The organism is Bradyrhizobium barranii subsp. barranii, from assembly GCF_017565645.3.
In the GTDB taxonomy this organism is placed as follows: Bacteria; Pseudomonadota; Alphaproteobacteria; order Rhizobiales; family Xanthobacteraceae; genus Bradyrhizobium; species Bradyrhizobium barranii.
On record NZ_CP086136.1, the window covers coordinates 2917370 to 2943781 of the forward strand.

A 26412-nucleotide genomic window follows, 5' to 3' on the forward strand; every position below is an offset into this window, starting at 1 on the left:
TCAAGTGCTCGCCTGCGGAGCCGGCGGCGGTGCGACCTGCCGCCGGAACAGGATGCGCTGGTAGAGCCAGCCGATCGCGACCAGCACGATGCCGAGGCACATGAACGACAGCGCGCGGTAGACGCCTGTCAGCGTCGACATGTCGATCACGAAGGCCTTCAGGATCGTCAGCGCGATCACCGCGGCCGACGCCAGCCGTGCCCGCTCGGAGTTGACGAGAATGCCGACGCCGAGCAGCACCACGCCGAAGCCGAGCCAGCCGATCGAATAGGTGTATTGCTCCGCGCCCGTGGTGGCGCCGTAGAGCAGGACCGGGCCGTGATAGAAGCGGCGGATCTCCAGCGTCAAATAGGTGAGCGCGAACACCAGCGCAGCGCCGGCAATCGTGTTCGCATAGGCGACGGGGCGATGCCCTGCCACCGCATAGGACAGCAGCAGCATCAGTACCGCCGGGAGAGCGTAGCCGAGCAGCAGCAGGTTGAAGACGAGACCGCCGACATCGACGCTGGAGAGCAGCCACGGATTCTCCAGGATCAGCAGGCCGAATACGCTGATGAGCCCGGCGATCGCGGTGAGCGCGACCGCGCCGACATTGTGAACGATGCTGTGGCTCCTCAGCCGCAGCCGCTCCAGCCCGATCGCCATGGCGAGCGCGACGCAGACTTGCAGTCCAAATTCGAGCAGCGAGGGCGGCGGCGTCATGCGGCCGCTAGTGGCAAGATGGCGGATCTCCATGAAGGCGAGCAGTGCGGTGAACAGGATCGCGGCGGCCTCCACGATGCGCAGCGGCGGATCGTCACCGCGGCGGCGCAGGAAGATGCTCGCGCCCCAGAACGAGGCCGCCGGCAGGCCGTAGCCCCACAACAGCCAGTTGAAGATCGGTGTGGTGCCGACGGCATCGCCGACGATGCGCGGATCATAGCCGATGCGCGCGGTCACGATCGCGGCAAAGATGGCGGCGAGCCGGCGCAGGACCGGGATCGGCCGCTGCAGCGAGATCCAGGCCGTGCCGAGCGACATCAGCGCCAGCGCGATGGTGAGCCAGCCCTTTTCGAGGGCGAAGGTCAGCGCCAGCGCCAGCGCGCCGAGCGTGCCGGTCGCGAACAGCGCGACGGAGGTCGCAGTACCCGGCCGATCTTCGCGGCGCGCCAGCGCTTCGGTCGCAGCGCCAAAGGCGGCGGCGAGCAGCACCGCGAGGATCGCGAACGGGATCGAGCGGTCGAGATGGGCGATGCGCGCGTAGAGCGCAACGAGGATCGCGATCGGCGTCGCAACGGCTGCCGCCGACCACACCACCGGAATGACCGCCGAGCTCGAGCGGCCCTGCGCGAGAAAGCCCGCGATGCCGAAGCCGGCAGCGAAGATTGCGGCCATCACCAGATGCAGCGTCACCGAGCTGTCGGTGGCGACCGGTCCAACGCCGGGCATCGGGCCGCTCGGCAGCACCAGCATGTCGGGATTGGCGCGCACCGCCCATTCGGCGAACACGATGAAGACGGTCGCTGCGGCCGCGCCCAGCGCGCCCGTTGCCGCCGGCGCGCGCCAGGCGACGAACAGCGTCGCACCAACGAGCAGCGTGAAGGCGATCAGCGCAAGGTCCGCATGCGCGCTCGACAGCACGATCAGCATCGCGCCGAACAGATAGGCGCCGAGCGAGCTCGACGACACCGGCTCGATCTCGCCGTCCTCGATGGTCGGGCCGAACATGAAGCCGCAGACCACGAGCAGAGCGGCAAGCACGAAGCCCGCGATTGCATGGAAGGCGTGCGGCGCGACCTGCAGCTCGCTGGTATCGAGCCCCGGGAAGATCCAGAGCACGGCGAAGGCGATCGTCGTCACCGCGAGCCAGCGCCACAGCCGGATGCGCGCGAGGCCGAAGCTCGCGGCGGTGACGATCGCAAGATAAATATAGAGCGCCCAATAATCCGGCTTGCCGCTGGAGACGAGGATCGGCGTCACGAACGCGCCGACCACGCCGAGGCCCGCGAGTGCGGGCCCATGCAACAGTGCCGCGGCGAGCGTGCCCATCGCAACGATGCCGAGCAGCACGAACGCGGTGGCGGGCATGAGGAAGCCATAGAGCGCATAGGCCGCGTAGATGGTCGCGAACGCCACCGCCGTTCCGGCCGCGGTGAGGATCGCGGGGATGTTGGCGATCGGCAGCGCCGCGATGTTGGAGATGCTCTCCTTGCGCCGCGACCATTCGCCGGCGCCCAGCAGCGCGGCTGCCGAGGAACACGCGCACGCCGGGGCCGACGAGGCCAGCCTCGATCGAATAGCGCACCATGAAGAAGCCGCCGAGCGCGAGCGCAAGGCCGCCGATCCAGACCACCCAGCGCGTGCCGAGCCGCTCCTCGAAGCCAGGCTCTCTAATATCAGGTGCCGGCGCGGGCAGCGGCGGCGGTGCATCGGCCTCGGTGCTCGCCGCGAGGGGCGGCGGTGCATCGGCTTCGGTGCTCGCTGCGAGCGGCCGCGGTGAAACCTCTTCGGTGACCAGCGGAGGCGGTGCTGCCTCGGCTTCGGGCGCGAGCGGCGGCGGCTCGGCGGCCGTCGTCGCGGGCGCTTCGGCCTGCACCTGCGCGGGCATCAGCGGCGGCGGCTGCACCTGCCGCTGCATGTAGAACATCTCTTCGAGCGAGCTCAGCCGGCGGCGCAGCTCGGCCGCCTGGCTGGAAGCCTTGATCGCGATCAGGACAGCGATGATCGCAATGATCAGCGCAAAGACGTCAAACGGGCCGTCAAACATGAAGCCTCCAGGCAACCGGCGGGCAGGGGCCGGTCACGCAAATCCTAGGATCTAGCGCCGGGAGCGTACGCGCAAGCCCGGCGCGGGTCGTTCTTGGAGCACGTCGCGGCGGAAGCGGTAGAGCGCCGCCGGCCGTCCGCCGGTCTGTGTCGACATCACGCCGGTCGGTTCGACCAAGGCTTCGGTTTCGACCAAACGGCGGAAATTTTGCTTGTGCAGGTGCCGGCCGGAGATCGCCTCCACCGTGTACTGCAGTTCAGTGAGTGTGAACTCGGCGGTCAAAAGTTCAAACACCACAGGACGATACTTCAGTTTTGCACGCAGCCGCGCGATCGCTGTCGCGAGAATCCGGCGGTGATCGAACCGCATGGAGGTGCCGAGCGCGGGAAGCTGCTTCCGCGCCAATGCCGCAGGACGGCCGTCGCGCCGCGCCTCCTCGATCAGCCCGGCCTCGTACAAAAGCTCGTAGCGGTCAAGAACGCGCTCCTCGTCCCAGGGGGCGCCGTCGAGACCGAAATAGAATCGCACGCGATCCCGGCGCGGCAGCGCGCGTGTGGTCTCCGGCGTCTCTTCCTCGGCCCATAGCGTCAGCGCCGGAATGATGTCGCGGGCGATGATCGCAGGCGGCTCCTCGCGCCAGTCTTCCCAGGGGAGGAAGCGATACCACGGTTCGAAGCTCGCGCCGGTCGCTGCGAGCTCGCCGCCCACCGCGCGCGTCAGCGCGAGATAGCCGATCGACACCATGTGCGCACCGGTGTCGCCGGCCTCGGCGTGACGGCCGCGATCGCCGAACGTGTAGAGCTGCTCGACATAGCCGAGCCGCAGGCCCGCCTGCGCCTCGACCCAGGCGCGCAGGCCGATCTCGAACGTGCGATGGCTGGGCGCATCGAACGGACCGAACGGCAGGCCCGCCAGCCCATCACTGCTGTGCGCGGTGAGGATCAGCGGCTCATGATCCTCGATCGCGACGATCGCCGCGGTCAGGCCGATCTCGATCGGCGTCAGCTGCGTGTCGCTCATGCGGCTGATGTCGCAGTTGTCATTCGAGCTCGATCACGAAGGGGCGGCCCTCGACCATCATTGCGCCCGGGCCCATCTCGTCGAGCGCGCGCAGCATGCGGCCGTTGCGTCCGAGCGCGCGGTCGGCAAGGCCGACGATGCGGCGGTTCGGCGAGGCGATCGGGGAGGCCGCGCGGATCTTCTTGGCGATCTCGATCTCGTCGCGATCCGGATTGAGGGCGCAGACGGCCGCGAACGCGCTCGCAGTGGAGCGGCTGATGCCGGCATAGCAATGCACCACCAGCGGCGCGCTGCGGTCCCAGCCGCGCACGAAATTCAGTACCTGGTCGATATGAGCTTCGGATGGTGCGGTGAAGCCGTCCATCTCCTCGGTGATGTCGTCCATCGACACCTTGAGATGGTTGGCCGGCAGCACCGACACCGGACGTGCCACCTGCTCGACATTGGCCATGACGGTCAGCACATGGCTGGCCCTGGTGAGGCGGACGGTTTCGGGAAGGGCGGCGAGGGAACAGACGTGGATCATGGCGGACCTTTTTGCCGCTGATTATAGCGAGCGCTCGTAGGGTGGGCAAAGGCGCATCGCGCCGTGCCCACGGTTTCGCATCGCGCACATTGCGGCTAGTTTGGTGGACGCGCTTCGCTTTGCCCACCCTACGAAGGGATGATGCTACGCGAACACCGCGTTGAACCGCTCCAGAAACTGCTTCTCGGCCCGCGCCGCGGTCCAGGGCGTGAGGTAGTCGCGGCGGATGCTGTCGGAGAGGCCGGGGTCCCTGCCGAACAGGCGCTTCGCCTCGCTTTCGCTGAAGCCGGCAAGCTCGGTTGCCTCCAGATAGGCCGCACCGCGATCGGCGGCCTTGATGGCTTGCGTGATCTCCTCGGGCAGCGCCGGCGGCAGGCCGAAGCGGATGTGGATGGCGCCGAGCAGGCGCTTCTCGACCGCCTTGTAGTGGCCGTCGAGCACGGCCTTGAACGGCGAGATCATGTCGCCGATCACGTATTCGGGCGCATCGTGCAGCAGGGCGGCGAGCCGCATGCGCTCGTCGACGCGCGGCATCTCGTGCCGCATCACGGTCTCCACCAGAAGCGTATGCTGCGCGACCGAGAAGATGTGCGCGCCGGTGGTCTGCCCGTTCCAGCGCGCCACGCGCGCCAGCCCATGCGCGATGTCGGCGATCTCGACATCGAGCGGAGAGGGATCGAGCAGATCGAGCCGCCGGCCCGACAACATGCGTTGCCAGGCGCGGGATGCCACGTCGCGTGCCGTTTTCTTCGCGGTCATTTGGCCTTGAGGCGCGGCTTGCGCTGCGTCTTGCCGCAGCTCGCGTGACAATGGCAGTCGACGAGATGGTCGTTGACCATGCCGGTCGCCTCCATGAAGGCGTAGACGATGGTCGGACCGACGAATTTGAAACCGCGCGAGGACAGTTCCTTGGAGATCTGCGTCGACAGCGGCGTCGAGGCCGGCACGCTCGCAGTGGTCTTGAAATTGTTGACCTTGGGCCGGCCGTCCATGAAGTCCCACAACAGCTTCGAGAAGCCCGGGCCCTTCTCCATGATGTCGAGATACGATTTCGCGCTCAGGATCGCGCCGTCGATCTTGGCGCGATTGCGCACGATGCCGGCATCGTTCATCAGCGCGTGCACCTTCTTGTCGTTGTAGCGCGCGATCTTCTCCGGTTGAAAATCATCGAAGGCTTTGCGGAAATTGTCGCGCTTGCGCAGGATCGTGATCCAGGAGAGGCCGGCCTGGAAGCCGTCGAGGATCAGCTTTTCGTAGAGCGCACGGTCGTCATATTCCGGCACGCCCCATTCGGTGTCGTGATAGGCGACATAGAGCTGGTCTTCGCCGGGCCAGGGGCAGCGGGTCTTTCCGTCGGGATGCAGGCGGGGGGCTCGGCTCATGCGATGGGCTGCTTCAGGGGAATGCGGACGACGTCGGGTTCGGCGAGCCGCACGGCGAGGCCGCCGGCGGTGAGCGGCTGGCCGGCATCGAGCGCGTCCGCAACGCGGTCGATGCGCACCAGCGCGATGCCCTTGCCCTGGGCGGACGAGCCCATCGTGCCGACCGGCTTGTCGCCGGCCATAACACTGACGCCGGCCTCCGGCGAGAGGTCATCGAGCAGCACCTTGACGCTGCGGGTGCGCGCGGTGCCGCGATGCTGCATACGCGAGACGACCTCCTGGCCGACATAGCAGCCCTTGTCGAAATCGACGCCGGCGAGGCGGTCCATGTTGGTCTCGTGCGGGAACGCATCGCTGTACATGAAATCGAGCCCGCCGCGCGGCACGCCAAGCGCAATACGATGCGCCTCATAGGCGGAGGCATCGACCAGCTCGGCGCCGATGAGATCGGACAGCTTCTGCTTGAGATCTTCGGGGATCAGGATGCGAGTGCCGAGCGCATCATTGCGCGGATCGGCGAATGCAAGGTCCGGCTGCGCCGCAAGCTGGCCGTCCCAGGCCGCGAGCACACCGAGATCGAGGTTTTCCACCGTGACCTTGGCGCGCAGCTTGTAGAATTTCAGCTTGGTGGCGAGGCCCTCGGCCAGCGCCTTCGGACAGTCGATCAGGAACCCGCCGCCATGGCCTGCGGGCACCTCTGTGATCAGGAAATCCACGATGATCTTGCCCTGCGGCGTCAGCAGCGCACCGAATCGCCCCAGGCCCGGCTTCAGCCTGTCGAGATCGGTCGTGATCAGGCCGTTGAGGAAGTTGCGCGCGTCCTCGCCCGCGACCTTGACCACGCTCCGGTCGGGAAGAAACGCTGATTTCATGTGAAAATCTCTTGCGACATGTTGCTCCGGAACGTAAGCCCGCAAGGCATAAACGACAAGACCTCAAGCTCCGCGCTTGGGGATGAGAGAGGCCTTCAGCCATGACCCAGCGCTTCGATGTGATCCTCAAAGGCGGCACCGTCGTCAACCAGGACGGCGAGGGTGTTCGCGATATCGGCATCACCAACGGCCGCATCGCGGAGCTGGGCCCGCTGTCGCAGGCCTCCGCCGCTGAGGTGATCGACTGCAAGGGCCTCCACATCCTGCCCGGCGTGATGGACACCCAGGTGCATTTCCGCGAGCCCGGGCTGGAGCAGAAGGAAGACCTCGAGACAGGGTCGCGCAGCGCCGTGATGGGCGGCGTCACCGCCGTGTTCGAGATGCCGAACACGTCGCCATTGACCGTGACGGAGGCCACCTTCACTGACAAGGTGAAGCGTGCCCATCATCGCATGCATTGCGATTTCGCCTTCTTCATCGGCGGCACCCGCGAGAACGTGCAGGATCTGCCGGTGCTGGAGCGCGCGCCCGGCTGTGCGGGCGTCAAGGTGTTCATCGGCTCGTCGACCGGCGCGCTGCTGGTGGAGGACGACGAGAGCCTGCGCCGCATCTTCCAGGTGATTCGCCGCCGCGCCGCCTTCCACGCCGAAGACGAATACCGCCTCAACGACCGCAAGTCGCTGCGCATCGAGGGCGATCCGCGTTCGCATCCGGTCTGGCGCGACGAGACCGCGGCGCTGATGGCGACGCAGCGGCTGGTCAAGCTCGCGCACGAGACCGGCAAGCGCATCCATGTGCTGCACATCTCGACCAAGGAAGAGATCGAGTTCCTGCGTGACCACAAGGATGTCGCTTCCTGCGAGGCGACGCCGCATCATCTCACGCTGGTCGCACCCGAATGCTACGAGCGGCTCGGCACGCTGGCGCAGATGAACCCGCCGGTGCGCGGGGCCGATCACCGCGCCGGCATCTGGCGCGGCATCGAGCAAGGCATCATCGACGTGCTCGGCTCCGACCATGCCCCGCATACGCTGGAAGAGAAGTCGAAGACCTATCCGGCCTCGCCCTCCGGCATGACCGGGGTGCAAACGCTGGTGCCGCTCATGCTCGACCACGTCAACGCCGGCCGGCTGTCGCTGGCACGCTTCGTCGACCTCACCAGCGCGGGCCCCGCGCGTCTCTACAACATGGCCTGCAAGGGCCGCATTGCCGCAGGCTACGACGCCGACTTCACGGTCGTCGATCTCAAGCGCAGCGAGACCATCACCAACAAATGGGTCGCGTCCAAAGCCGGCTGGACCCCCTATGACGGCGTCCGCGTCACAGGCTGGCCCGTCGGCACCTTCATCCGCGGCCGCCGCGTGATGTGGCAGGGCGAACTGGTGACGGCCTCGCAGGGCGAGCCGGTGCGGTTTCTGGAGACGCTGAAGCAGTAAGGTGATGTGTGGGGACGCACAGTGCCTCCCCACCCGTCATTGCGAGCGCAGCGAAGCAATCCAGAATCCCTCCGCGGTGGTAGTCTGGATTGCTTCGCTGCGCTCGCAATGACGAGGGGAGAGGTCTACACTTCCTCTCGAACGGGAGAGCAGTCCGATGTCCCAACCGACGCCCCTCATCACCACTGTGCAACTCGCCGCGATTCTCGGCGATCCCAACCTCCGCCTCTACGACTGCACGACCTATAACGAGCCGGTGCCGCCCGGTAGCGATGTGCCCTATCGCGCGGTGCCCGGCGACAAGACGTTCGCGGCCGGCCACATCCCCGGCGCCGATTTCCTCGACCTGCAAGGCGAGTTCTCCGACACCTCCGCGCAACAGCTCTTCATGATGGCTGGCGTGCCCCAGCTAGAGGCCGCCTTCGGTCGCCACGGCGCTGACGCATCCAAGACCATCGTGCTCTACAGCATCGGCACCATGATGTGGTCGACGCGATTCTGGTGGATGCTGCGCTCGCTCGGTGTCGATGCACAGGTGCTCGACGGCGGTTTTGACAAATGGAAGGACGAGGGGCGCCCGGTCGAGACGGGCGCGCCGAAGGGCTATCCCGCCACCACCTTCAAGGCCGCGCCGCGCGCGGGCTTCTTCGTCGACAAGACCACCGTGAAGGCGCGGATCGGCGATCCCTCGACCGTGATCGTCAACGCGCTCGGGCCGCAATTTCATCAAGGCCTCGAGCCGAGCCGCTACGGCCGGCCCGGCCGCGTACCCGGCAGCGTCAACGTGCCCGCGGCCACGCTCGCCAAGGCCGACAAGACACTGACGACGCTTGCCGATGCCGAAGCGAAATTCGCGGCCCAGGGCGTTACGCGCGACAAGAATGTGATCTGCTATTGCGGCGGCGGCATCTCGGCGACGATCGACCTCTTGATGCTGACGCAGCTCGGCTACGACAAGCTGACGCTGTACGATGCCTCCATGGGCGAATGGGCGAGGGATCCGGCACTGCCGATCGAGACGGACTAGCTCTTACCCTCCCCTGGAGGGGGAGGGTCGCTTCGCATGGAGCGAAAGCGCAATGCGAAGCGGGGTGGGGTGATCCCTCCACTCGGGCACCGCCTCAAAGGTATAGACTGTCACCCCACCCCGCTCGCGCTGCGCGCGATCGACCCTCCCCCTCCAGTCGCAGGCCTGCATCCAATGTCCGGAACGAATGGAAACAGGTGACCACCATGCAGCGGACCGCAGCCGGCCTGTCCGCCGGCGCCAGAGCATCGGAAGCCGAACTGGTCGACCGCGCGCGGGGCCGTGACGAGGCCGCGCTGCGCGAGATCATGCAGGCCAACAACCGCAGGCTCTACCGTCTTGCGCGCGGTATCCTGCGCAGCGACAGCGAAGCCGAGGACGTGGTGCAGGAAACCTATGTCCGGGCCTTTACCCGTCTGGACGACTTCCGCGGCGAGTCCGGGCTGTCGACCTGGCTGTCGCGCATTGCCATCAACGAGGCGCTTGGCCGGGCGCGAAGCCGCAAGCCGCATGTCGAGCTCGGCGCTCTGCCGGAAGAGGCGCTCGACGCGCAGATCATAAAATTTCCCGTTTCTCCCGCAGGCGATCCGGAAAGGACCATGGCCCAACGTGAAATCCAGCGCGTCGTCGAACGCGCAATCGACGAACTGCCGGATGTCTTCCGCATGGTCTTCGTCGCGCGCGTCATGGAGGGGATGAACATCGAGGAGACCGCCGATCTGCTCGGCGTCAAGCCCGAGACCGTGAAGACGCGGCTGCACCGTGCGCGCACCATGCTGCGCGAGAACGTCGAGAAGGAGATCGGTCCGGTGATGATGGATGCGTTCCCGTTCGCCGGGTGGCGCTGCGAGCGGCTGACCGTATCCGTGCTGAAGCGGCTCGGCAGCGGCGGCTGAAGTTTTTCGGGAACGTTTGCGCGAAAATCCCATCCAATGCCTGTGAAGCAACGCCGGCAAACCGTCCGGCAGCACAGGAGTTTCAAACATGTTCACCCGATGGAGCGCGGCGATCGCCGCGGCAATTCTGTTGTCGAGCCCGGCGCTGCTGCAAGGCGCGAGCGCAGCCGACAAGCCCACCGATCCGCAGATCGCTCACATCGCCTACACCGCGGGCGTGATCGACATCAACGCGGCCAAGCAGGCGCAGAAAAAGGCCAAGAACAAGGGCGTCAAGGCGTTTGCCGAGGACATGCTGCGCGACCACGAGGCGGTCAACAAGCAGGCGCTGGCGCTGGTCAAGAAGCTGAACGTTACGCCTGAAGACAACGATACCAGCAAGGCGCTGTCGAAGCAGGCGAGCGACAAGCTGGCTGAGCTCGACAAGCTGAGCGGCGCGGCCTTCGACAAGGCCTATGTCGCGAACGAGGTCGCCTACCACAAGGCGGTCAACGGCGCGCTGGAAACCCAGCTCATCCCGTCCGCCGGCAATGCCGAGCTCAAGAGCCTGTTGCAGACCGGCCTGAAGATTTTTCAGGGCCATCAGCAGCACGCCGAGCATGTCGCGGCCGAGCTGAAATAGGGGGTGTGGGATGAAGCTGGGACACCTCGCTTCGATCGCGCTTGCGGTCGTCTTGCTGTCGATCGTCGTCCCGGCGCGCGCCGCGACCATTCAGATCATAATGGACAATCTCGTGGTCTCACCGGCCGAAACGTCCGCGAAGGTCGGTGATACCATCGAATGGATCAACAAGGACGTGTTCGCGCACACCGCCACGGCGAAGAACGGCGATTTCGACGTGATGCTGCCACCGAAGAAGTCTGCAACGTTTGTTCTGAAGAAGGCGGGAACAGTCGATTATTACTGCCGCTATCATCCCAACATGAAAGCGACGCTCAAGGTCGCGCCGTGAGGGAGGAGGGAGTGCATTCCCGATCGTAGTGGGAATATCTCCCGGTCATCGCGAGACTAATGCTTGTCCGGGGGAGGCGGCTTCCGTGCGATAAACGCGGCAGACTTCGCGAACCTGTTCGCCAGATCCCGTTCGCCAAGTCATTCATCCGTAGACTGGCCCCGCCCGTGCGGCGGGGTCATTTTTCGCAAGAAGCTTACTGCCTTGCGAGAGTGACCGAGAATTCGCCGTTGCGGATGCGGCCCGGAAAGCCCTCGACGAATTTCGCCACCGCATCCTCGCCGTAGGTGCCGACGAGCTCGGCGAATGCCGCAAACAGGCTCGCCTGCGCCAGGCAGTCGCCGTCGACGCCATCATGGCGCGCTTCGGCCCAGGCCTCGTTGAGATAGCTCAGCGCGGCCTGTTTCTGCTCGTGATCGGGCAGCGGCGCGCGGGCGGGGGCGTAGGACACTGAATGGCTCATGAAACTCGATCAGGGCTGGGGCGCGATCCACGGCGATGCGCTGTACCAAAGGTGTAGCACGCGTATTAACGCCCGCTAGGCCACATCTTTAGGAACGGTTAACGGCTGTGAACAAAGTCGATGACAGGGTTCCGGATACGCGTTCGCGTTCATCTCTCTCGTCATTCCGGGATGCGCCGACAGGCGCGGGCCCGGAATCCATCGTGCGTCAGAGTTGGTGGCCAGATGGATTCTCAGATGCGCAATTGCGCATCGTAGCTCGCGCTTCGCGCGCCCCGGAATGACGGAAAGAGAAATCAGTTCGCGTAACGCGCCGTGAGATCCCGCGAGATCTTCGAGCCTTCCTCGATATAGCGCCGGATCGCCACCGTCGCGGCCGGCGTGCAGCTCCGATAGGTCTGCTGGAAGCCGTTATAGCCGCGGTTGAAGCCGGCGATCATGCGGGTGCGGCGCTCGCCCGAGGGGGTTTCGGCATCGATCAGCGCCTGCATCTCGCTGCGCCATTTGTTGCCCTCGTTGGACCCGCAGATGCCGCGCAGATAGTGCAGGCCGCCCAAAATCTCCGCCAGCCGCTGCAAATCGGCGTCAAACGGCGCCGCCACGTCCTGGGCCCTCGTGGGCACGGAGGCGCAGGCGAGAATCAGGGCAAAAATGGCCAGAAATCGCGTGGACATCGGCGGGGTGTATGCCCCCTCGGGGCGGAGGACGCAAGACGGGGCAGTCAGGGCCCGATCAGCCGGGCGGCGGACAGGATGACCTCCTCCAGCCCCCCGGTCAGCTTGAGGTCGCCGAGGCTCGCCAGGGCGTCCGGGGCGATCCAGCGGTAATCGTCGAGCTCCTCGTTGAGAGCCGGCTCCTTGGCCACCCAGCGGGCGGCAAAGGACATGATCAGGTAGTGGCCGGTGCCGGCTGCGGTCGGCAACACCTCGCGCCAGCCGGCGAGGCCAATGATCTCGATGGCGAGCCCGGTCTCCTCGTCGACCTCGCGCGTCAGCGCCTGGTGCAGCGATTCGCCGAACTCGACCCGGCCGCCGGGCAGCGAATAGAACCCCTTGGCGGGCGAGCGGGCGCGGCGGGTCAGAAGTACCTTGCCGTCGCGGAAGATGGCGGCGCTGACCGCGATCTGGGGGTGGGTGGGCTGGATGACCGCAGACATATCTTCAACAACCCTTCAACAGCCCTTGGCTCAATTCGCCATGATGGTGTCGACGTCGGCTTCCGCGCCGCCATTGATGATGCCGCCGCAGGCCGCGATCAGCGGCTTGACCCAGAGCGTGGCCTGCTCGGCGAGGCGGACGCGGGTCGTGTCCTTCTCGACCTCGCGCATGGCCGAGCCGACCGCTGTCAGGATCGAGGTCATGGTATCAGTGATGTGGTCGAACTGGGCGCGCACGTTCGGATCGGCCTTCTCATAGGCTTCGATGGCCAGATCCCGTGCCTTGAAATTCGACGCGGTGAAATGCTCGGCATAGGACAGCGGCGACCAGGTCAAAAAATCTTCGGCGCATTCCGGCATGTCCGGGACCATTTCCAGCAGCATCACGGCTTCATTGAAATGGTTGAGATAGTCGGTGGCAAGCCCGGTTCGCGGGTTGATGTTGGCCACGCGCAGCCGCTCGGCCCAGGCGGCGGCCTCGGGGCCCGTCTGTACATGCGTCCGCGCGGGTTGGGAGGCCTTTGAGCTCATCTGCCGCAGTGTTAGCGTTCGGGGTTAAAACGACCTGAACGGACCCTATATAGATAGCCAAGGATGTGTGGACGCTTCGTCATAACTTCGGCCCCCGCGGCTTTGCGGCAACTGTTCGGCTATGTCGAGCAGCCGAATTTCCCGCCACGGTACAACGTCGCGCCGACACAACCGATTCCGGTCGTGCTGCTCGAGAACGGCGCGCGCCATTTCCGCTTGATGCGCTGGGGATTGTTGCCGAGCTGGGTCAAGGATCCCAAGGGATTTACGCTCCTGATCAACGCGCGCTCCGAGACGGTGCTGGAAAAGCCCGCCTTCAAGAACGCGATTCGGAGGCGCCGCGGCCTGATCCCGGCCGACGGCTATTATGAATGGAAGACGGAGGGCGGCCGCAAGCAGCCCTTCTTCATCCACCGCGCCGATGGCGAGCCGCTCGGCTTTGCTGCGGTATTCGAGACCTGGGTCGGGCCGAACGGTGAGGAGCTCGACACCGTCGCGATCGTCACGGCGGCGGCGGGCGAGGATCTCGCCGCGCTGCATGACCGCGTGCCCGTCACCATCAGCCCGCGCGATTTCGAGCGCTGGCTCGACAGCCGCGGCGACGATGTCGATGCGGTGTTGCCGCTGATGTCCGCCCCGCGCATCGGCGAATTCGCCTGGCACCCGGTCTCCACCCGCGTCAACCGCGTCGCCAATGACGACGATCAGCTCGTGTTGCCGATCAGTGCGGAGGAGATGGAGGCGGAAGCTGAGGCGGCGAAACCGAAGAAGGTCGCGCGGAAGGCGGCCGCCGGCTCGGCGGATGACGGGCAGGGGTCGTTATTTTAGGCGGCGGTGCCGTAGGGTGGGCAAAGCGAAGCGTGCCCACCATCGTGTTTCAAGCAAATGGATAGATGGTGGGCACGGCGCGTTGCGCCTTTGCCCACGCTACGCAATCTACACGATCTCCTTTGCCCTGAGCGCCGCGATCTCCGCTGCATCAAATCCCAGCTCGCCCAGCACCGCATCCGTATCCGCACCCAATTCCGGCGCCATCCGGTCCAACCGGCCGCCGCCATAGGCGAGCTTGAAGCCGCTGCCGGCAAAGCGCAGGCGGCCGTAGGGCGTATCCAGCTCCTGGATCGCGCCGCGGGCCTTGATTTGCGGATGATCGATGACCTCCTCGACCTTCCAGATGCTGGCGCAGGGCGCGCCGGCATCTTCCAGGATTGTCTCCCACTCGCGCGCAGGCCTGGCCGCCAGCGCCTCCTCGATGATGGCGCGCAATGCGCTCTCGTTCTCGTTGCGCGCGAACCAGTCGGCGAAGCGCGTGTCTGACAGCGTGTCCTCGCGGCCGAGCGCGGACATCAGCGCGCGATACTGCTTCTCGTTGTTGACGGCGAGCAGGATGTGGCCGTCGCCGCATTTGAACAGGTTTGCCGTGGTTCGGCGGCTCACCGCCTGGTTGCCCGACAGCTGCTGGCGATGGCCGGCGACCGACCAGTCCGCGATCTGCCCCGAGAGAAACGCCATCGTCGCCTCCAGCATCGAGACGTCAATCAGCTGTCCCTTGCCGGTGCGGTCGCGCTGATACAGCGCGCTCGACACGCCAAAGGCAGCCGTGGCGCCCGAGAGCACGTCGCACACCGCAAAGCCCGCGCGCGTCGGCCCCGTCTCGGGATGGCCCGTGATCGCCATGATGCCCGACAGTGCCTGCATCTTGCCGTCATAGCCGGGCCGCAGGCGGTCCGGGCCGGTCTGGCCGAAGCCGGACACGGCGCAATAGATCAGCCTTGGATTGATCGCAGACAGCGCCTCATAGCCGATCCCGAGCTTGTCCATCACGCCCGGGCGAAAATTCTCCATGACGACGTCGACTTGCGCCACGAGCTTCTTCACGATCGCGATCGCGTCGGGCTTTTGCAGATCGAGCGTCAGGCTGCGCTTGTTGCCGTTGATGGCCTGGAACGCTGGCGCCAGTCCGCGCTCGGCCCATTCGCGGCTGAGCGGCGTGCGGCGCATGTCCTCGCCCTCGCGCCGCTCGACCTTGATGACATCTGCCCCCAGCAGCGCGAGCTGGTAGCTCGCATAGGGGCCGGCCAGCACCTGCGTGAAGTCCAGGATCTTCACGCCCTCGAACGGTCGCGTCACGTCGCTCTCCCCATTGTTTGTTGTTGTCGGAGGACGTCAGGCGGCGCGGTTGCCGCGCGCGATCTCCTTCTGCTTGTCGAATTCGGCCCGGCGGCGCGCCAGCTCTTCAGGCGAAAGCTGCGCGACGTTGTTGTAGTCGAGCTTCCAGGAGGCGTCCTCGCTCCAGCGCAGCGGCGACTGCATCGTGGTCTGCGGACCGCTCGTGGTCTCCAGTAGTTTCAGCGCGAGCTCCAGCGTCTGCGCCTGCGAGGCGACGTCGTGCGGCTTGCCCGCGGAATTGCCGAGCGGGAAGTCCGAAAACAAGAAGCGCGGCACGGCGGCATGCTCGATGATGTCCTTGGCGCATCCCATCACCACGGTCGGAATGCCGTTGGCCTCGAGATGCCGCGCCACCAGTGCGGTGGTCTGATGGCAGACCGGGCAGTTCGGCACCAGCACGGCGACATCGACTTTGTCGGCGAGGCAGCGCGCCAGGATTTCCGGTGCGTCGGTGTCGAGCGTGACGCGATGGCTCCGGTTGGTCGGCGCGCCGAAGAAACGCTGGCTCACCTCGCCGATGCGGCCTGCGGCAGATGCCTTCAAAAGCTGCGGCAGCGGAAACCAGGTGCCGTTGTCGGTCGCCGTGGTGTGCTTGCGGTCGTAGCCGATGTGCGAGATGCGCAGATCGTGCTGCTTCGAGGTGTCGCCGTCATAGACCTGGTAGAATTTCGCCCCGCCATTATACGCCGCGCCCGGCCCCTGGTCGCCCTTGGTGGGATCGTAAGGCGCAGCCGTGGTGATGATCGTCACGCGCGATTTTGCCAACGGTTTCTTCAGCGGCTGGAATGGCGCCTCGGTGTAATGCGCCCAGCGATACGGCGTGGTGTAGCCGATCGCGGTGTAATATTCGCGCGTGCGCTGCATATAGGGGACGGGGGAGTCATAGTCGGGCGCAAAGCCGAATTCGTCGTCGCGCGGGGTGGACATGGGCGCGTCTCCTGGTTCTTGGTTGGGACCAGACTAGAGATAGTTTTGGTGTTGCTCAACGGGGAGCGGGGCGGCGCAGGTCTGAATTGCAGATGAGGATGGTGCGGCGCGGACGGTGCTGACCCTCTCCCCTTGTGGGAGAGGGTGGCTTCGCGGTAGCGAAGCCGGGTGAGGGGTCTCTATCCTCACGAGCACTCTTACAAGTGGAGAGAACCCCTCATCCGGCGCTTCGCGCCACCTTCTCCCACAGGGGGAGAAGGAAGAAAGCGTAACTCACCTGAAAATATGCAGCGCCGCGTATTGCAGCAGCATGATCGCCTTGGCGTCGATGATGCGGCCGTCCGCGATCATTGCCAAGGCCTCGTCGATCGAGAGCTCCAGCACCTCGATGTCCTCGCCTTCGTGCTCGAGGCCGCCGCCGTCGCTGACCCGCATCTCCGGCTCGTATTCGGCGACGAAGAAATGCAGCTTCTCGGTGATGGCGCCGGGGCTCATGAACGCCTCGAACACCTTCTGGACGTGGTGCAGGCGATAGCCGGTCTCTTCCTCGGCCTCGGCGCGGATGCGCACCTCGGGGGAGGCATCGTCCAGCACGCCGGCGGCCGCTTCGATCAGGAGATCGTCGTAGCCGCGGATAAAGGCCGGCAGGCGGAACTGGCGCACCAGGATCACCGTACGCCGTGCGCGATTATACGGCAGCACGGCGGCGGCGTTGTCGCGCTCATAGGTTTCCCGGTGCTGGGTCTGCCACTCGCCATTGGCGCGCCGGTACTCGAACGTCGTGGTCTTCAGCGTGGTCCAGCCGTCCGAGAGCACGCGGACGTCCTTGATGCGGACGCGGTCGGAAATGGTCATTGCTGTTTTCCGGCTACGTTGTGGAAGCGCGGCCGTCGAGCCACTTCTGGAACATCACCGAGGTGGATTCCTCGAAACCCAGCGACTGATAGAACGCATTGGCTTGCGCGTTCTCGCGGCGGACCAGCAGCTGCAGCTTCAAAATGCCGGCCTGGCGCAGCCAGTCCTCGGCCGCGGCCATGATGACGCGGCCATGGCCGCGTTTGCGCCCATCGGGATCGACCGCGACGTAATAGATCCAGCCGCGATGGCCGTCATGGCCGACCATGGCGGTGGCGACGATCGCGCCGCCATCGCGGCCGATCAGCACGGTCGAATTGTCGCGCCGCCGCGCCAGCGCGATGTCGGCATGCGGATCGTTCCAAGGGCGCGTCAGGCCGCAGCGCTGCCACAGCGCGACGACGGGCTCGACATCGGCGTCGGTGATCGCATCGATCGTAAGGGAGACGCTCACAGCACCTTCCCCGGATTCATGATGCCCTGCGGATCCAGCATCGCCTTGATCGACCGCATCAGCTCGATCGCGGTCTTGTCCTTCACCTCGGGCAGTTCGTCGCGCTTGAGCACGCCGATGCCGTGCTCGGCCGAGATCGAGCCGCCCATGCGCAGCACGATCTCGAACACGACCGCGTTCATCTCGTGCCAGCGCGCCAGATAGTCCGCGGTGTCGGCGCCGATGGGCTCGCTGACATTGTAATGCAGATTGCCGTCGCCGAGATGGCCGAACGGCACCGGCCGAGCGCCCGGGATCAGCTTGACCACGGCGGCATTGGCTTCGTCGATGAAGGCGGGCACGGCGGCGACCGGCACGGAGATGTCATGCTTGATCGAGCCGCCCTCCGGCTTCTGCGCCGACGACATTTCCTCGCGCAGCTTCCAGAAGCCGTTGCGCTGGGTGAGGTTGGCCGCGATCACGGCGTCGTCGACGATCTCGTCTTCCATGGCGCGCGTCAGGATCGTCTCCAGCGGCGTGCGGGCATCGTCGCCGGGGGAGGACAATTCCATCAGCACGTACCAGGGATGTTTTGCTTCGAGCGGATCGCGCACGTCGATGCCGTGGCGGACCGAGAACTCGACCGCCATCTCCGACAGCAGTTCGAAGCTCGTCAGCGCATTCGCAGCTTCGCCTTGCGCGATGGTCAGCAGCTTCAGCGCCGCCGCCGGCGATTTCAGCCCGACGAAGGCGGTCTCGACCGCCCGCGGCTTCGGAAACAGCTTGAGCGTGGCCGCGGTGATGATGCCGAGCGTTCCTTCCGCGCCGATGAACAGGTTATGCAGATTGTAGCCGGTGTTGTCCTTCTTCAGCTTCGACAACACGTTGAGCACGCGACCGTCGGCGAGCACCACCTCGAGCCCAAGCGCCATCTCGCGCGCGACGCCATAGGCGAGCGCGGCGGTGCCGCCGGCATTGGTCGAGAGATTGCCGCCGATGGTGCAGCTTCCTTCCGCGCCGAGCGAGAGCGGAAACAGCCGGTCCACGTCGGCCGCCTTCTGCTGCGCAACCTGGAGCACGACGCCGGCCTCGCAGGTCATGGTGTTGGAGGCGGTGTCGACCTCGCGGATCTTGTCGAGCCGGCGCAGCGACACCACCACCTCGCCGTTGTGGGGCGTCTGCCCGCCGACGAGCCCGGTGTTGCCGCCCTGCGGCACCAGCGCGATTCCGTGCGCGGAGGCGAGCTTGCAGATCGCCGAGACTTCCGCCGTCGTGCCCGGGCGCAGCACCAGCGGCGAGCGGCCGTGAAACAGGTTGCGCTCCTCGGTGACGTAAGCCTCGATGTCGGCCGCGTCGGTGATGGCATGGCGGTCGCCGACGATCTTGCGGAATTGTTCGATCAGCTCGGGCGCAAGCGGCGGGGTGGCAGATTTATTGACGTTCATGCTCTTGTCTCTTCTTCGCTCTTATCTCTTGCGCATGATCTTATCGGAAAACCGCTGGACACTTTTCCGGATCATGCGCTATCGGGCGACCGCCGCCCGGCGCAGCCGGTCGTTGATGGCCTCGCCAAGTCCTTCTTCCGGCACCGCCATCACCGCGATCGCTCGCGGGCTCTTCGCATCGAGGGCGCGAAGATAGCCGAACAGATTGGTGGCGGCTTCATCGAGATCAGCCGCGGGCGACAAATTCATGACGGCGGCGGCGGTCTCCAGGCCCGGCAGGCGATCGGCGCCGAACGCCAGCAGCGCTTCGCCCGCGGCCACATCGCGCGCATTGAGCCGCACACTGGCGCGCGGCGCGTAATGCGACGCCAGCATGCCCGGCGCCAGCGGCTGGCTGTCGTCGCTCTCGGCCTCTACAGGCGGCCGCGCCAGCGCCGCGCCGAGCACGGCCTCGATCCGCTCGCGCGACAGCCCGCCGGGGCGGAGCAGCATCGGGACGTCGAAACAGCCGACGATGGTCGATTCGACGCCGACCGTAACAGGCCCGCCGTCCACGATCAGGTCGATCCGCCCGGCAAGGTCGCTTTCGACATGGGCGGCCATCGTCGGCGAGACATGGCCGGAGATGTTGGCGGACGGCGCCACCACGGCCCAGCCGAAGGCGCGCAGGATCGCCTCCGCCACCGGATGGGCGGGAATGCGGATCGCGACCGTGTCGAGCCCGGCGGTGGCCAACTCAGCCACCGGACAGTCGTCCGTTTTCGGCACCACCAGCGTCAGGGGCCCCGGCCAGAACGCTTCCGCAAGCCTCAACGCACGCGCGTCGAACCGCCCGATCCGGCGCGCGGCTGAGAGGTCGGCGACATGGGCGATCAGCGGGTTGAAGGCCGGCCGCCCCTTGGCGGCGTAAAGATGGGCGATCGCGGTGGCATTGGCGGCGTCCGCCCCGAGCCCGTAGACCGTCTCGGTCGGAAACGCGACCAGCCCGCCGGCGGCCAAAATCCGGGCGGCAGCTTCCTCGCCGGCCCCGCCGGCCGGTAAAATCAGCGTTTCAAGACCCGTTTTCACAGGGACAAAATTCCTCATGCCGGCCGCTTGCGGTGCGTCAAACCCGACGCTATAAGCCGCCTTCTTGTCGGAGTGTGGCTCAGCCCGGTAGAGCACTGCGTTCGGGACGCAGGGGTCGCAGGTTCGAATCCTGCCACTCCGACCATTCTTCCAAAAGTCGACGTTTTCCAGAGGCTTGGCGGACCGGCCGCCAGCGCCTCGGGAGCGCCTTTTTGCAACGATTTTCGGGGCGGGTCCACGGCCGATTTGGTTGGGCAGGGGCATCTGCCGCGGCGGCATGGCTCTACATTCGCCGGCCGATGGTCCGATGCTGGACAGTAGGTCAGTAGACTACCGCCGCGCCACCAGCACGCCCACCAGGAACGCCACCATCAGTGCCGGCAGTGGCGCCTCGCGCACCATGCCGCGAACGATGTCCGGCCAGTGCTGGTCCGGGACGAGGCTTGGAGACCTGACTTCAGCCATCGGTGTCATGCCCCAGTCCGAGGCAAGTTCGGCGATCTCGCTCGAGGCCAAACGCACGCCGTCGCGGACACGGAAGATGGCGGCGTCGGATCGCTCGCGCGGTGCGAGCGCCATCAGTGTCGCGACGGCGGTGCGCAACGTCATCTCGCCAAAACCTTGCAGCCTCACCGACTCCTCGGGATCGGACGTCATGCGAAATCCCTCACAGCGCGAAGTGGTGCGCGATGGTGAATGCCGCCGTCGCGCACAGGACCAGCGTGGATACCGCGCCGGCTACCCCGCGCGCGAGATGGGCTCGCGTCAGGTGCCTGGTCATGATTTTGCTCCATGCTCTGCATGGCAATGGCGGCGAGGAAGGTTGGTTCCTCGCGCGTCGCTCGAATCGCCCGACGCTCTACTTCCGCAAGAGCTCGCTCAAGGCCGCCGTCGCCTCGGCGCAGCGGATGTCGTCGATCTCGCGCGACAGGCTGAGCGCGCCGGATCTCAGTTCTTCGAGCCTCCAGCTCTCCGGATGCTGGCTTTCGAGCTGACCGAGACGCTTGTTCAGGTCATCCAGTCTCGATTGGAGCTGCCCGATGCTGGCGGCCCCATTCACTTTCCAAACGCGCTGTGCACGCATCGTAGTTCCCCTGCTAGTCTCACGGCGTTGTGAGCGGGGTTCGTGGCTGGAATGGGAGTTTCTTTTGTCCGGCTTCAGACGGTGGGGAACCGTTGCAAAAGGGCAACGCGGGTTCCTGCGCGTTGACCGGCGCGGACAGGGCTATCGCCCATCGCCCGCGCCCTTCTGTAGATGCCGTCGCGTTGCCTGGTCGGGCCCGGCACGATCCGCGTCAGGCGGCGCTCGGCCACCCGGTTGATCGCTTTTCGATGCGGCTTTCCAGGATCGCGATGCTCACCTGGAGATTGTCGCGCCGGGCTCTCAGGTTCTGCGCGAGCATCGGGTAGGCGAGATTGTTTGGATCGGAGATTCCGGCCCTCCGCTCTTCCTCCTGAATGTCGGCGTCGAGCATTTGCGTGCGCCAACGCAGATCGGAGATCAGGACGTGGAGCTGTGTCGGGATGGTCGCTTCGAAACGGGACGTCGATTGCATGGGATCGCCTCACTATGAAACAGACCCACTGCGGGTCTGAGGGATTGGCGGGCGAGCAGCAAGGAGAGTGCCAGCGCGCCGGCTGAGGGCGAAGGCCTGCCGGGCGGCCGAAGGGGTGACGCTCTCCCCTTCGTCATTCCGGGGCGATGCGCAGCATTGAGCTATGATGTGCAATTGCGCATCATAGCTCGCCGCTTCGCCGCGCTCCGGAATGACGGTGGCATGCCCGGGTGTTTCGCTTTGCTGTCAACCCAATTGCGCCAAATATTCCACTTTACCGAAATTCGGAAATGGCGTATGTGTAGCCCATCCCGGCTCATTCGGCTCGTAATGTTTGGCTGGCTATTCCCGAACGAAAATGTGGGACTTAACCTTCCATTCGCCGTTGGACTGGTGTTCGTAAAGCTTAACGGTGCTTCCGGACAGCTTGGTCGTTTCCTCGCCTTTGACCAAGGAAGCTTTGAAGCGGGAGGTCACGTATGCGTTGTTTCCCATTGGCAAAACCTCAACAAGTTCAAGCTTGTGATTTCTGACGCTCGTTCCCCTTTTGGCAAAGAAGTCGCGTATCGCAGTCGCACCCGAAACGGGCGGTGCGCCGGGCGGGATTAGACTGGCATCGGTGGCATACATTGGCAGCAAGGCATCGAAATTTGGATCGTTGATCGCTGCATCCCATTGCGCATTGAGTTTCGTCATGTCCTCAGTGAGCGGGTCCGCCCGCGCATGGCCGACAGTGACGAACAACAGCACCAGCAGCAGCGATAAGCTTTTGCTCATGACTTTGCCATCTTTGATCTGATCGTGTCCGCCAGTCGGGCGCGCCTATGCGACGCGCACGCTGGTGATCTATGAATGGCTGGTTCTGAAGATCGCGCCTGCCAATGGCACCAAGGCTGCAATTTGAAGAGAAGCGGAGAGTTCGGCGTTTCTCCGTTTTGTGGGCAGCAGCTTCCGGCAAGCAAAGAGCGTGACGGTGCGGGGAGGCTACACGGTTCTCGGAATAATGCCTACGGGTGTTTTGGGTCAGAAAGCCAGCGAATGTCGGCCCCGAACGCGGCATCGTCGATGGCTCGCACCGTGTCGTGGTGATGACGTGATGTCCGCAATGGCTGGCGGCGACCGTCGAAGGATGGGCGGTCCCTCCGCAATCGGTCGTCAGGGTTCTTCAGAGGGCAAAAAGAAACGCGGGGACCGCGCCACCGCACCTATTGAGAATATCTGGTGCGAGAAAATGCGTGGTTGCAGTTGCAGGGGACGCCGGAACGTTCGCTATACGCCGATAGCGAGCAGCGAGCGCTTTGCAGCGAAATGACGCGATGGGCCCAAAGGCGACACTCAAGAAAAGCCGCCAAGCGAGGCGGACTTAAGAGCTGGCCCCGCAAATTCGGACAGTAGCTTGAGTGGATTTTCTGCCTGACAGCGGCGAGGATTCTTGCTGCGAATCAGGAGCGAAGATGACGAAGAAGAGCCGCCGGACGCATTCTCCGGCATTCAAGGCGAAGGTTGCTTTGGCTGCGGTCAAAGGCGACAAGACACTGGCGGAGCTGGCGCAACTGTTTGATGTTCATCCGAACCAGATCACGATCTGGAAAAACCAGCTCCTGGAAGGCGCCGCCGGCGTGTTTGGGCATGACAAGACATCGGCCGAGACGCCGGTCGATTTGAAGGCGTTACATGCCAAGATCGGCGAGCTGGCGTTGGAAAACGATTTTTTGTCCGGCGCGCTCACCAAGGCGGGCCTGCTGAGCGCAAAGCGATGATCGACCGCGATCATGATCTTTCTATCGTGCGCCAGGCGAAGGTCCTGAAGCTGGCTCGCAGCACGGTCTACTATGAACCTCGGCCAGTTTCGGCCGAGGACCTTGCCTTGATGCGTCGGCTCGATGAGCTGCATCTCGATTATCCCTTCGCGGGAGCGCGTATGCTGCGATCGTTGCTGCGGCGGGAGGGCGTATACGCCGGTCGCCGCCACATCGCGACGCTGATGAAGCGCATGCGGATCGAGGCGGTCTATCGTCGCCCGAACACGAGCAAGCCGGCTCCGGGTCACAAGATCTACCCGTACCTGTTGCGCGGATTGAAGATCGAGCGGCCCGACCATGCGTGGGCAATGGACATCACCTACATTCCGATGCGGCGTGGCTTCGTCTATCTCGCGGCGGTCGTCGATGTGTTCAGCCGACGGGTCCTGGCCCATCGCGTCTCGATCACAATGGAGGCGGCCTTCTGCGTCGAAGCGGTCCAGGAGGCGTTGGCGAAGCACGGCAGGCCCGAGATTTTCAACACGGATCAGGGCAGCCAGTTCACCAGCCTCGAGTTCACCGATGTGCTGCTGGACGCGAAGATCGCCATCAGCATGGACGGCAAGGGCGCCTGGCGCGACAACGTGTTTGTCGAGCGGCTCTGGCGCACGGTCAAATACGAAGAAGTTTATCTCCGCGCCTACGACAGCGTGTCCGAGGCGCGAGCGTCAATTGCCAAGTATCTGGCCTTCTACAATCAGGGACGCCCTCACTCGAGCCTTGACGGGCGCACGCCCGACGAGGCTTACTTCGGCACGCAAGCTATGGTGATGGCCGCATGACCGTCGCCGACGGTTTTGTCGTCGCTCTGGTCGGGCTACGCCCTCCCGACGCAACGACAAAACCGTAAAGCCCCGCGTTCAGCATAACCCGGCAGGAATCCACTTAAATCCAGCGGGGCGCTGTCCAAACAACCGGGGCCAGCTCTTTAGACCGGCGTCTCCCGGCGGACTGGCGGTAAGAGTGCCAACGCAATGTAGGGGTGTGGATAAAACAATCCGCCCCAGAGGAACCAGGCGGCCCTAGCCCGTCTTATTCGCGAGAGGGCGCCTGAGAGGCTGGCGAGCGTGGTGTAAAGCGCTGATGCGGCGTAGGATTCGGTTGCGAAGCCACCCCATCACCTTCAACCGCGAACGCCACGCCCGCCATGACCGATGATACGATTTCAGACCACTATCGAGAAGCAAGAATTCAACACAAATAAAACCTCTGCCTCGCGCTCGATCTCTTCATGCTTGATAGTCTCGTTTCGGAGGCTGATCACCTACCGCGTCTAATAGGCCGCTCGCGCCGGTTTCTTTGGACGCGGCACGACCGCGACTCCACGTTTCGGCACAGAAATGATCGGGAGTCACTCAATCTTTCTTCAACTTAACCCGTCTTATTCGTAAGAGTGCGCCTGAGGGGTAAAGCGCTGATGCGGCGTAGGATTCGGTTGCGAAGCCAACCCCATCACCTCCAACCGCGAACGCCACGCCCGCCATGACCGACGATACGATTCCGCCCTTCTCGTTTCCAGCCGTTCACGCCAAGAAAGTCACAGCTGCCTTCGATGGTGGGCGCCTAACCTCGAACGGGGGCGTGATGCTTCTGGCGATGGCCGAGCGGCGTCTCGGTTTGGCCAACAATCTGGCCCGGGTGTTCCCGGATCGGCGCGATCCGACGCGGGTCGTGCACAGCCTGGTCGATATGCTCCGCGCTCGCATGTTCGCGATCTGCTGCGGCTACGAGGACGCCGACGACCTCGATCATCTGAGGTCCGATCCGGCATTCAAACTGGCCTGCGGACGGCTGCCGGACACGGGCCGGGATTTGTGTTCCCAGCCGACGCTGTCGCGGCTGGAGAATGCTCCGCGCCTGCGCGACGTGATCCGGCTGACCTACATTTTGGTCGACGCATGGATGGATAGCTACCCGCGCGAGCCGGCATCCGTCACGCTCGACATCGATGATACCTGCGACGTCGTCCACGGCCATCAGCAGCTCTCGCTGTTCAACGCTCATTATGACGAACGCTGCTTCCTGCCGATCCACGTCTACGACACGGAGAAGAGCCGGCCCGTGGCCGTCGTGCTGCGGCCCGGCAAGACGCCGGGCGGCGTCGAGGTGCGTGCCCATCTGCGCCGCCTGGTACGGCATATCCGGACGCGATGGCACAACACGCAAATTACGTTCCGTGGCGACGGGCACTATGCCCGGCCGGAGGCCATGGCGTGGTGCGAGACCAACGGCATCGACTACATCTTCGGTCTGTCCGGCACCAAGCCTCTCGCCAGAAAAGTCGACGAGGTCGCCGACGACATCCGCACGCGACGCGCCATCGAGAACCTGCCGGTTCTGCGTGGCTATACCGAGACGCGCCACAAGGCAAAGTCCTGGGATCGCGAACGGCGCACTGTCGCCCGTATTGAGGCGACGATGCTCGGCCTCGACATCCGCTTCGTCGTCACCAGCCTCGATGTCGGCTCGGCCGAGTGGATCTACGACAGCCTGTATTGCGCGCGCGGCCAAGCAGAGAATCTGATCAAGCTGCATAAGACACAGCTCGCCTCCGACCGCACCAGCTGCCGTTCGGCGCTCGCCAACCAGGTCCGTCTCGTGCTCCATACGGCCGCTTATTGGCTGATGCTGACCGTGCGCGACGCCATTCCCAAAGCCCGGGAATTGGCCGCTGCCGAGTTCGCGACGCTGCGTCTTCGTCTCTTGAAAATCGCTGCCCGTGTGGTCGAGACCACGAGCCGCATTCGCCTTGCGTTTGCCGCGGCATGTCCCGAAGCCGACCTGATCCGCGGCTTGCCAGGCGCGTTGCTGCCGCTCGGTCCTTGACCGGCGGGGCGTCCGCCCCCCGTTCGCCCAACCTATACCTCAAGCGCGTTGCAAAGTACGGGTCGTCAGGCGGTGAAAAGCCGAAGGCAATCCTGTGCGCCTCGTCAGACAAGATGTGCGGCCGCATCAATCGGGCCAAAAAGCCGCACTCTCACGAATAGGACGGGCTAGAGCGTCCCCTCTGTTCGGCATAGTTCGCAGTATAGTGCCCGCACGCAGAGATGAGGCTGAGATAAAGGATTGCAGCAACAATTAACGGAAACATGGGCCGGCTCCGATCACTGCTACGAATAAACATAAGGGAATTGGGTCACGGGGCAATA

Annotated in this window: 27 protein-coding genes, 1 tRNA gene and 1 pseudogene; 10 read left to right on the forward strand and 19 right to left on the reverse strand. The window is 64.9% G+C overall.

Annotation, left to right across the window (positions count from 1 at the left end; genetic code table 11):
• From J4G43_RS14020 to ygfZ, 6 genes and pseudogenes are all read right to left on the reverse strand, one after another.
• Positions 1-2746: pseudogene (locus tag J4G43_RS14020) on the reverse strand (DUF2339 domain-containing protein).
• A gap of 51 nt (positions 2747-2797) precedes the next feature.
• Positions 2798-3766 (reverse strand): NUDIX hydrolase, encoded by a 969-nt coding sequence (locus J4G43_RS14025; protein WP_063985091.1) that lies wholly within the window; start codon positions 3764-3766, stop codon positions 2798-2800.
• A 19-nt stretch (positions 3767-3785) separates the two neighbouring features.
• Entirely contained in the window at positions 3786-4292 is a 507-nt protein-coding gene (locus tag J4G43_RS14030; protein WP_028152156.1) for a tyrosine phosphatase family protein, read from the reverse strand.
• A 144-nt stretch (positions 4293-4436) separates the two neighbouring features.
• On the reverse strand, positions 4437-5051 hold the full coding sequence (locus tag J4G43_RS14035) for a YfbR-like 5'-deoxynucleotidase (RefSeq protein WP_208085147.1): 615 nt from the start codon (positions 5049-5051) through the stop codon (positions 4437-4439).
• Positions 5048-5674 (reverse strand): DNA-3-methyladenine glycosylase I, encoded by a 627-nt coding sequence (locus J4G43_RS14040; RefSeq protein WP_208085148.1) that lies wholly within the window; start codon positions 5672-5674, stop codon positions 5048-5050. Before J4G43_RS14040 ends, J4G43_RS14035 begins: the two co-directional genes overlap by 4 nt.
• Positions 5671-6546, reverse strand: a complete 876-nt coding sequence (gene ygfZ / locus J4G43_RS14045) for a CAF17-like 4Fe-4S cluster assembly/insertion protein YgfZ (RefSeq protein ID WP_085402573.1) — start codon at positions 6544-6546, stop codon at positions 5671-5673. Before ygfZ ends, J4G43_RS14040 begins: the two co-directional genes overlap by 4 nt.
• A 101-nt stretch (positions 6547-6647) precedes the next feature.
• On the opposite strand from ygfZ, the gene J4G43_RS14050 reads away from it, so the two are divergent.
• The 5 genes from J4G43_RS14050 to J4G43_RS14070 all read left to right on the forward strand — a co-directional run bounded on the left by J4G43_RS14050 (position 6648) and on the right by J4G43_RS14070 (position 10858).
• The gene (locus tag J4G43_RS14050; protein WP_014497310.1) at positions 6648-7982 is read left to right on the forward strand and encodes a dihydroorotase; all 1335 of its coding nucleotides are present in this window, start codon (positions 6648-6650) and stop codon (positions 7980-7982) included.
• A gap of 157 nt (positions 7983-8139) precedes the next feature.
• Positions 8140-9009 (forward strand): sulfurtransferase, encoded by an 870-nt coding sequence (locus J4G43_RS14055; protein WP_166350311.1) that lies wholly within the window; start codon positions 8140-8142, stop codon positions 9007-9009.
• A gap of 206 nt (positions 9010-9215) precedes the next feature.
• The gene (locus J4G43_RS14060) at positions 9216-9905 is read left to right on the forward strand and encodes an RNA polymerase sigma factor (RefSeq protein WP_208085149.1); all 690 of its coding nucleotides are present in this window, start codon (positions 9216-9218) and stop codon (positions 9903-9905) included.
• Between the two features lie 88 nt (positions 9906-9993).
• Positions 9994-10527 carry a DUF4142 domain-containing protein gene (locus tag J4G43_RS14065; protein ID WP_208085150.1) on the forward strand — a complete coding sequence of 178 codons (534 nt, stop codon included), beginning with the start codon at positions 9994-9996 and terminating at the stop codon, positions 10525-10527.
• A 10-nt stretch (positions 10528-10537) separates the two neighbouring features.
• Entirely contained in the window at positions 10538-10858 is a 321-nt protein-coding gene (locus tag J4G43_RS14070) for a cupredoxin domain-containing protein (protein ID WP_208085151.1), read from the forward strand.
• Between the two features lie 196 nt (positions 10859-11054).
• Here the strand turns inward: J4G43_RS14070 and J4G43_RS14075 are convergent, their stop codons facing one another.
• The 4 genes from J4G43_RS14075 to J4G43_RS14090 form a co-directional block, all read right to left on the reverse strand.
• The gene (locus tag J4G43_RS14075) at positions 11055-11321 is read right to left on the reverse strand and encodes a hypothetical protein (protein ID WP_014497305.1); all 267 of its coding nucleotides are present in this window, start codon (positions 11319-11321) and stop codon (positions 11055-11057) included.
• A gap of 296 nt (positions 11322-11617) precedes the next feature.
• Positions 11618-11995 (reverse strand): TIGR02301 family protein, encoded by a 378-nt coding sequence (locus J4G43_RS14080; protein WP_011085347.1) that lies wholly within the window; start codon positions 11993-11995, stop codon positions 11618-11620.
• A 47-nt stretch (positions 11996-12042) separates the two neighbouring features.
• Positions 12043-12477: an NUDIX hydrolase gene (locus J4G43_RS14085; protein WP_208085152.1), complete on the reverse strand. Its 435-nt coding sequence runs from the start codon at positions 12475-12477 to the stop codon at positions 12043-12045.
• 30 nt (positions 12478-12507) lie between these two features.
• Positions 12508-13008, reverse strand: a complete 501-nt coding sequence (locus tag J4G43_RS14090; RefSeq protein WP_028152167.1) for a hypothetical protein — start codon at positions 13006-13008, stop codon at positions 12508-12510.
• A gap of 63 nt (positions 13009-13071) precedes the next feature.
• Here J4G43_RS14090 and J4G43_RS14095 point away from each other — a divergent pair, with 63 nt between their 5' ends.
• Complete coding sequence (locus J4G43_RS14095; protein ID WP_208085153.1) at positions 13072-13836, forward strand: SOS response-associated peptidase; 765 nt, start codon at positions 13072-13074, stop codon at positions 13834-13836.
• Between the two features lie 108 nt (positions 13837-13944).
• Here J4G43_RS14095 and J4G43_RS14100 read toward each other — a convergent pair whose 3' ends face one another.
• From J4G43_RS14100 to J4G43_RS14125, 6 genes are all read right to left on the reverse strand, one after another.
• Positions 13945-15138 carry a CaiB/BaiF CoA transferase family protein gene (locus J4G43_RS14100; protein ID WP_208085154.1) on the reverse strand — a complete coding sequence of 398 codons (1194 nt, stop codon included), beginning with the start codon at positions 15136-15138 and terminating at the stop codon, positions 13945-13947.
• A 36-nt stretch (positions 15139-15174) separates the two neighbouring features.
• Positions 15175-16104 (reverse strand): glycine/sarcosine/betaine reductase selenoprotein B family protein, encoded by a 930-nt coding sequence (locus J4G43_RS14105; protein ID WP_208085155.1) that lies wholly within the window; start codon positions 16102-16104, stop codon positions 15175-15177.
• 273 nt (positions 16105-16377) lie between these two features.
• Positions 16378-16959 carry an NUDIX hydrolase gene (locus tag J4G43_RS14110; protein WP_071916105.1) on the reverse strand — a complete coding sequence of 194 codons (582 nt, stop codon included), beginning with the start codon at positions 16957-16959 and terminating at the stop codon, positions 16378-16380.
• A gap of 13 nt (positions 16960-16972) precedes the next feature.
• Complete coding sequence (locus tag J4G43_RS14115; protein ID WP_208085156.1) at positions 16973-17413, reverse strand: GNAT family acetyltransferase; 441 nt, start codon at positions 17411-17413, stop codon at positions 16973-16975.
• The gene (locus J4G43_RS14120) at positions 17410-18837 is read right to left on the reverse strand and encodes an FAD-binding oxidoreductase (protein WP_208085157.1); all 1428 of its coding nucleotides are present in this window, start codon (positions 18835-18837) and stop codon (positions 17410-17412) included. The genes J4G43_RS14115 and J4G43_RS14120 overlap by 4 nt, the downstream gene beginning before the upstream one ends.
• A 78-nt stretch (positions 18838-18915) precedes the next feature.
• Positions 18916-19905: an L-threonylcarbamoyladenylate synthase gene (locus tag J4G43_RS14125; RefSeq protein ID WP_208085158.1), complete on the reverse strand. Its 990-nt coding sequence runs from the start codon at positions 19903-19905 to the stop codon at positions 18916-18918.
• Positions 19906-19973: 68 nt separating this feature from the next.
• Between J4G43_RS14125 and J4G43_RS14130 the strand changes: the two genes are divergently transcribed.
• Positions 19974-20050: transfer RNA gene (locus tag J4G43_RS14130), tRNA-Pro, on the forward strand.
• A gap of 185 nt (positions 20051-20235) precedes the next feature.
• On the opposite strand, the gene J4G43_RS14135 is transcribed toward J4G43_RS14130, so the two are convergent.
• On the reverse strand, positions 20236-20562 hold the full coding sequence (locus J4G43_RS14135; protein WP_028154397.1) for a hypothetical protein: 327 nt from the start codon (positions 20560-20562) through the stop codon (positions 20236-20238).
• A gap of 122 nt (positions 20563-20684) precedes the next feature.
• On the opposite strand from J4G43_RS14135, the gene J4G43_RS14140 reads away from it, so the two are divergent.
• A complete protein-coding gene (locus J4G43_RS14140) occupies positions 20685-20900 on the forward strand; it encodes a hypothetical protein (protein WP_225004882.1) in 216 nt (71 codons plus the stop codon).
• Positions 20901-21200: 300 nt separating this feature from the next.
• Here the strand turns inward: J4G43_RS14140 and J4G43_RS14145 are convergent, their stop codons facing one another.
• Together J4G43_RS14145 and J4G43_RS14150 are read right to left on the reverse strand one after the other, a co-directional pair.
• Positions 21201-21461, reverse strand: a complete 261-nt coding sequence (locus J4G43_RS14145; RefSeq protein WP_166350390.1) for a hypothetical protein — start codon at positions 21459-21461, stop codon at positions 21201-21203.
• Between the two features lie 342 nt (positions 21462-21803).
• On the reverse strand, positions 21804-22238 hold the full coding sequence (locus J4G43_RS14150) for a YybH family protein (protein ID WP_208085159.1): 435 nt from the start codon (positions 22236-22238) through the stop codon (positions 21804-21806).
• A 677-nt stretch (positions 22239-22915) separates the two neighbouring features.
• Between J4G43_RS14150 and J4G43_RS14155 the strand changes: the two genes are divergently transcribed.
• Positions 22916-24045, forward strand: a protein-coding gene (locus J4G43_RS14155; RefSeq protein WP_085967151.1) for an IS3-like element ISRj2 family transposase whose coding sequence is annotated in 2 segments (ribosomal slippage) — positions 22916-23168 and positions 23168-24045 — 1131 coding nt in all. Because the reading frame shifts where the segments join, the coding sequence is not laid out codon by codon here.
• Between the two features lie 700 nt (positions 24046-24745).
• The gene (locus J4G43_RS14160) at positions 24746-26089 is read left to right on the forward strand and encodes an IS1380-like element ISBdi2 family transposase (RefSeq protein ID WP_208084705.1); all 1344 of its coding nucleotides are present in this window, start codon (positions 24746-24748) and stop codon (positions 26087-26089) included.
• Positions 26090-26412 lie beyond the last annotated feature (323 nt).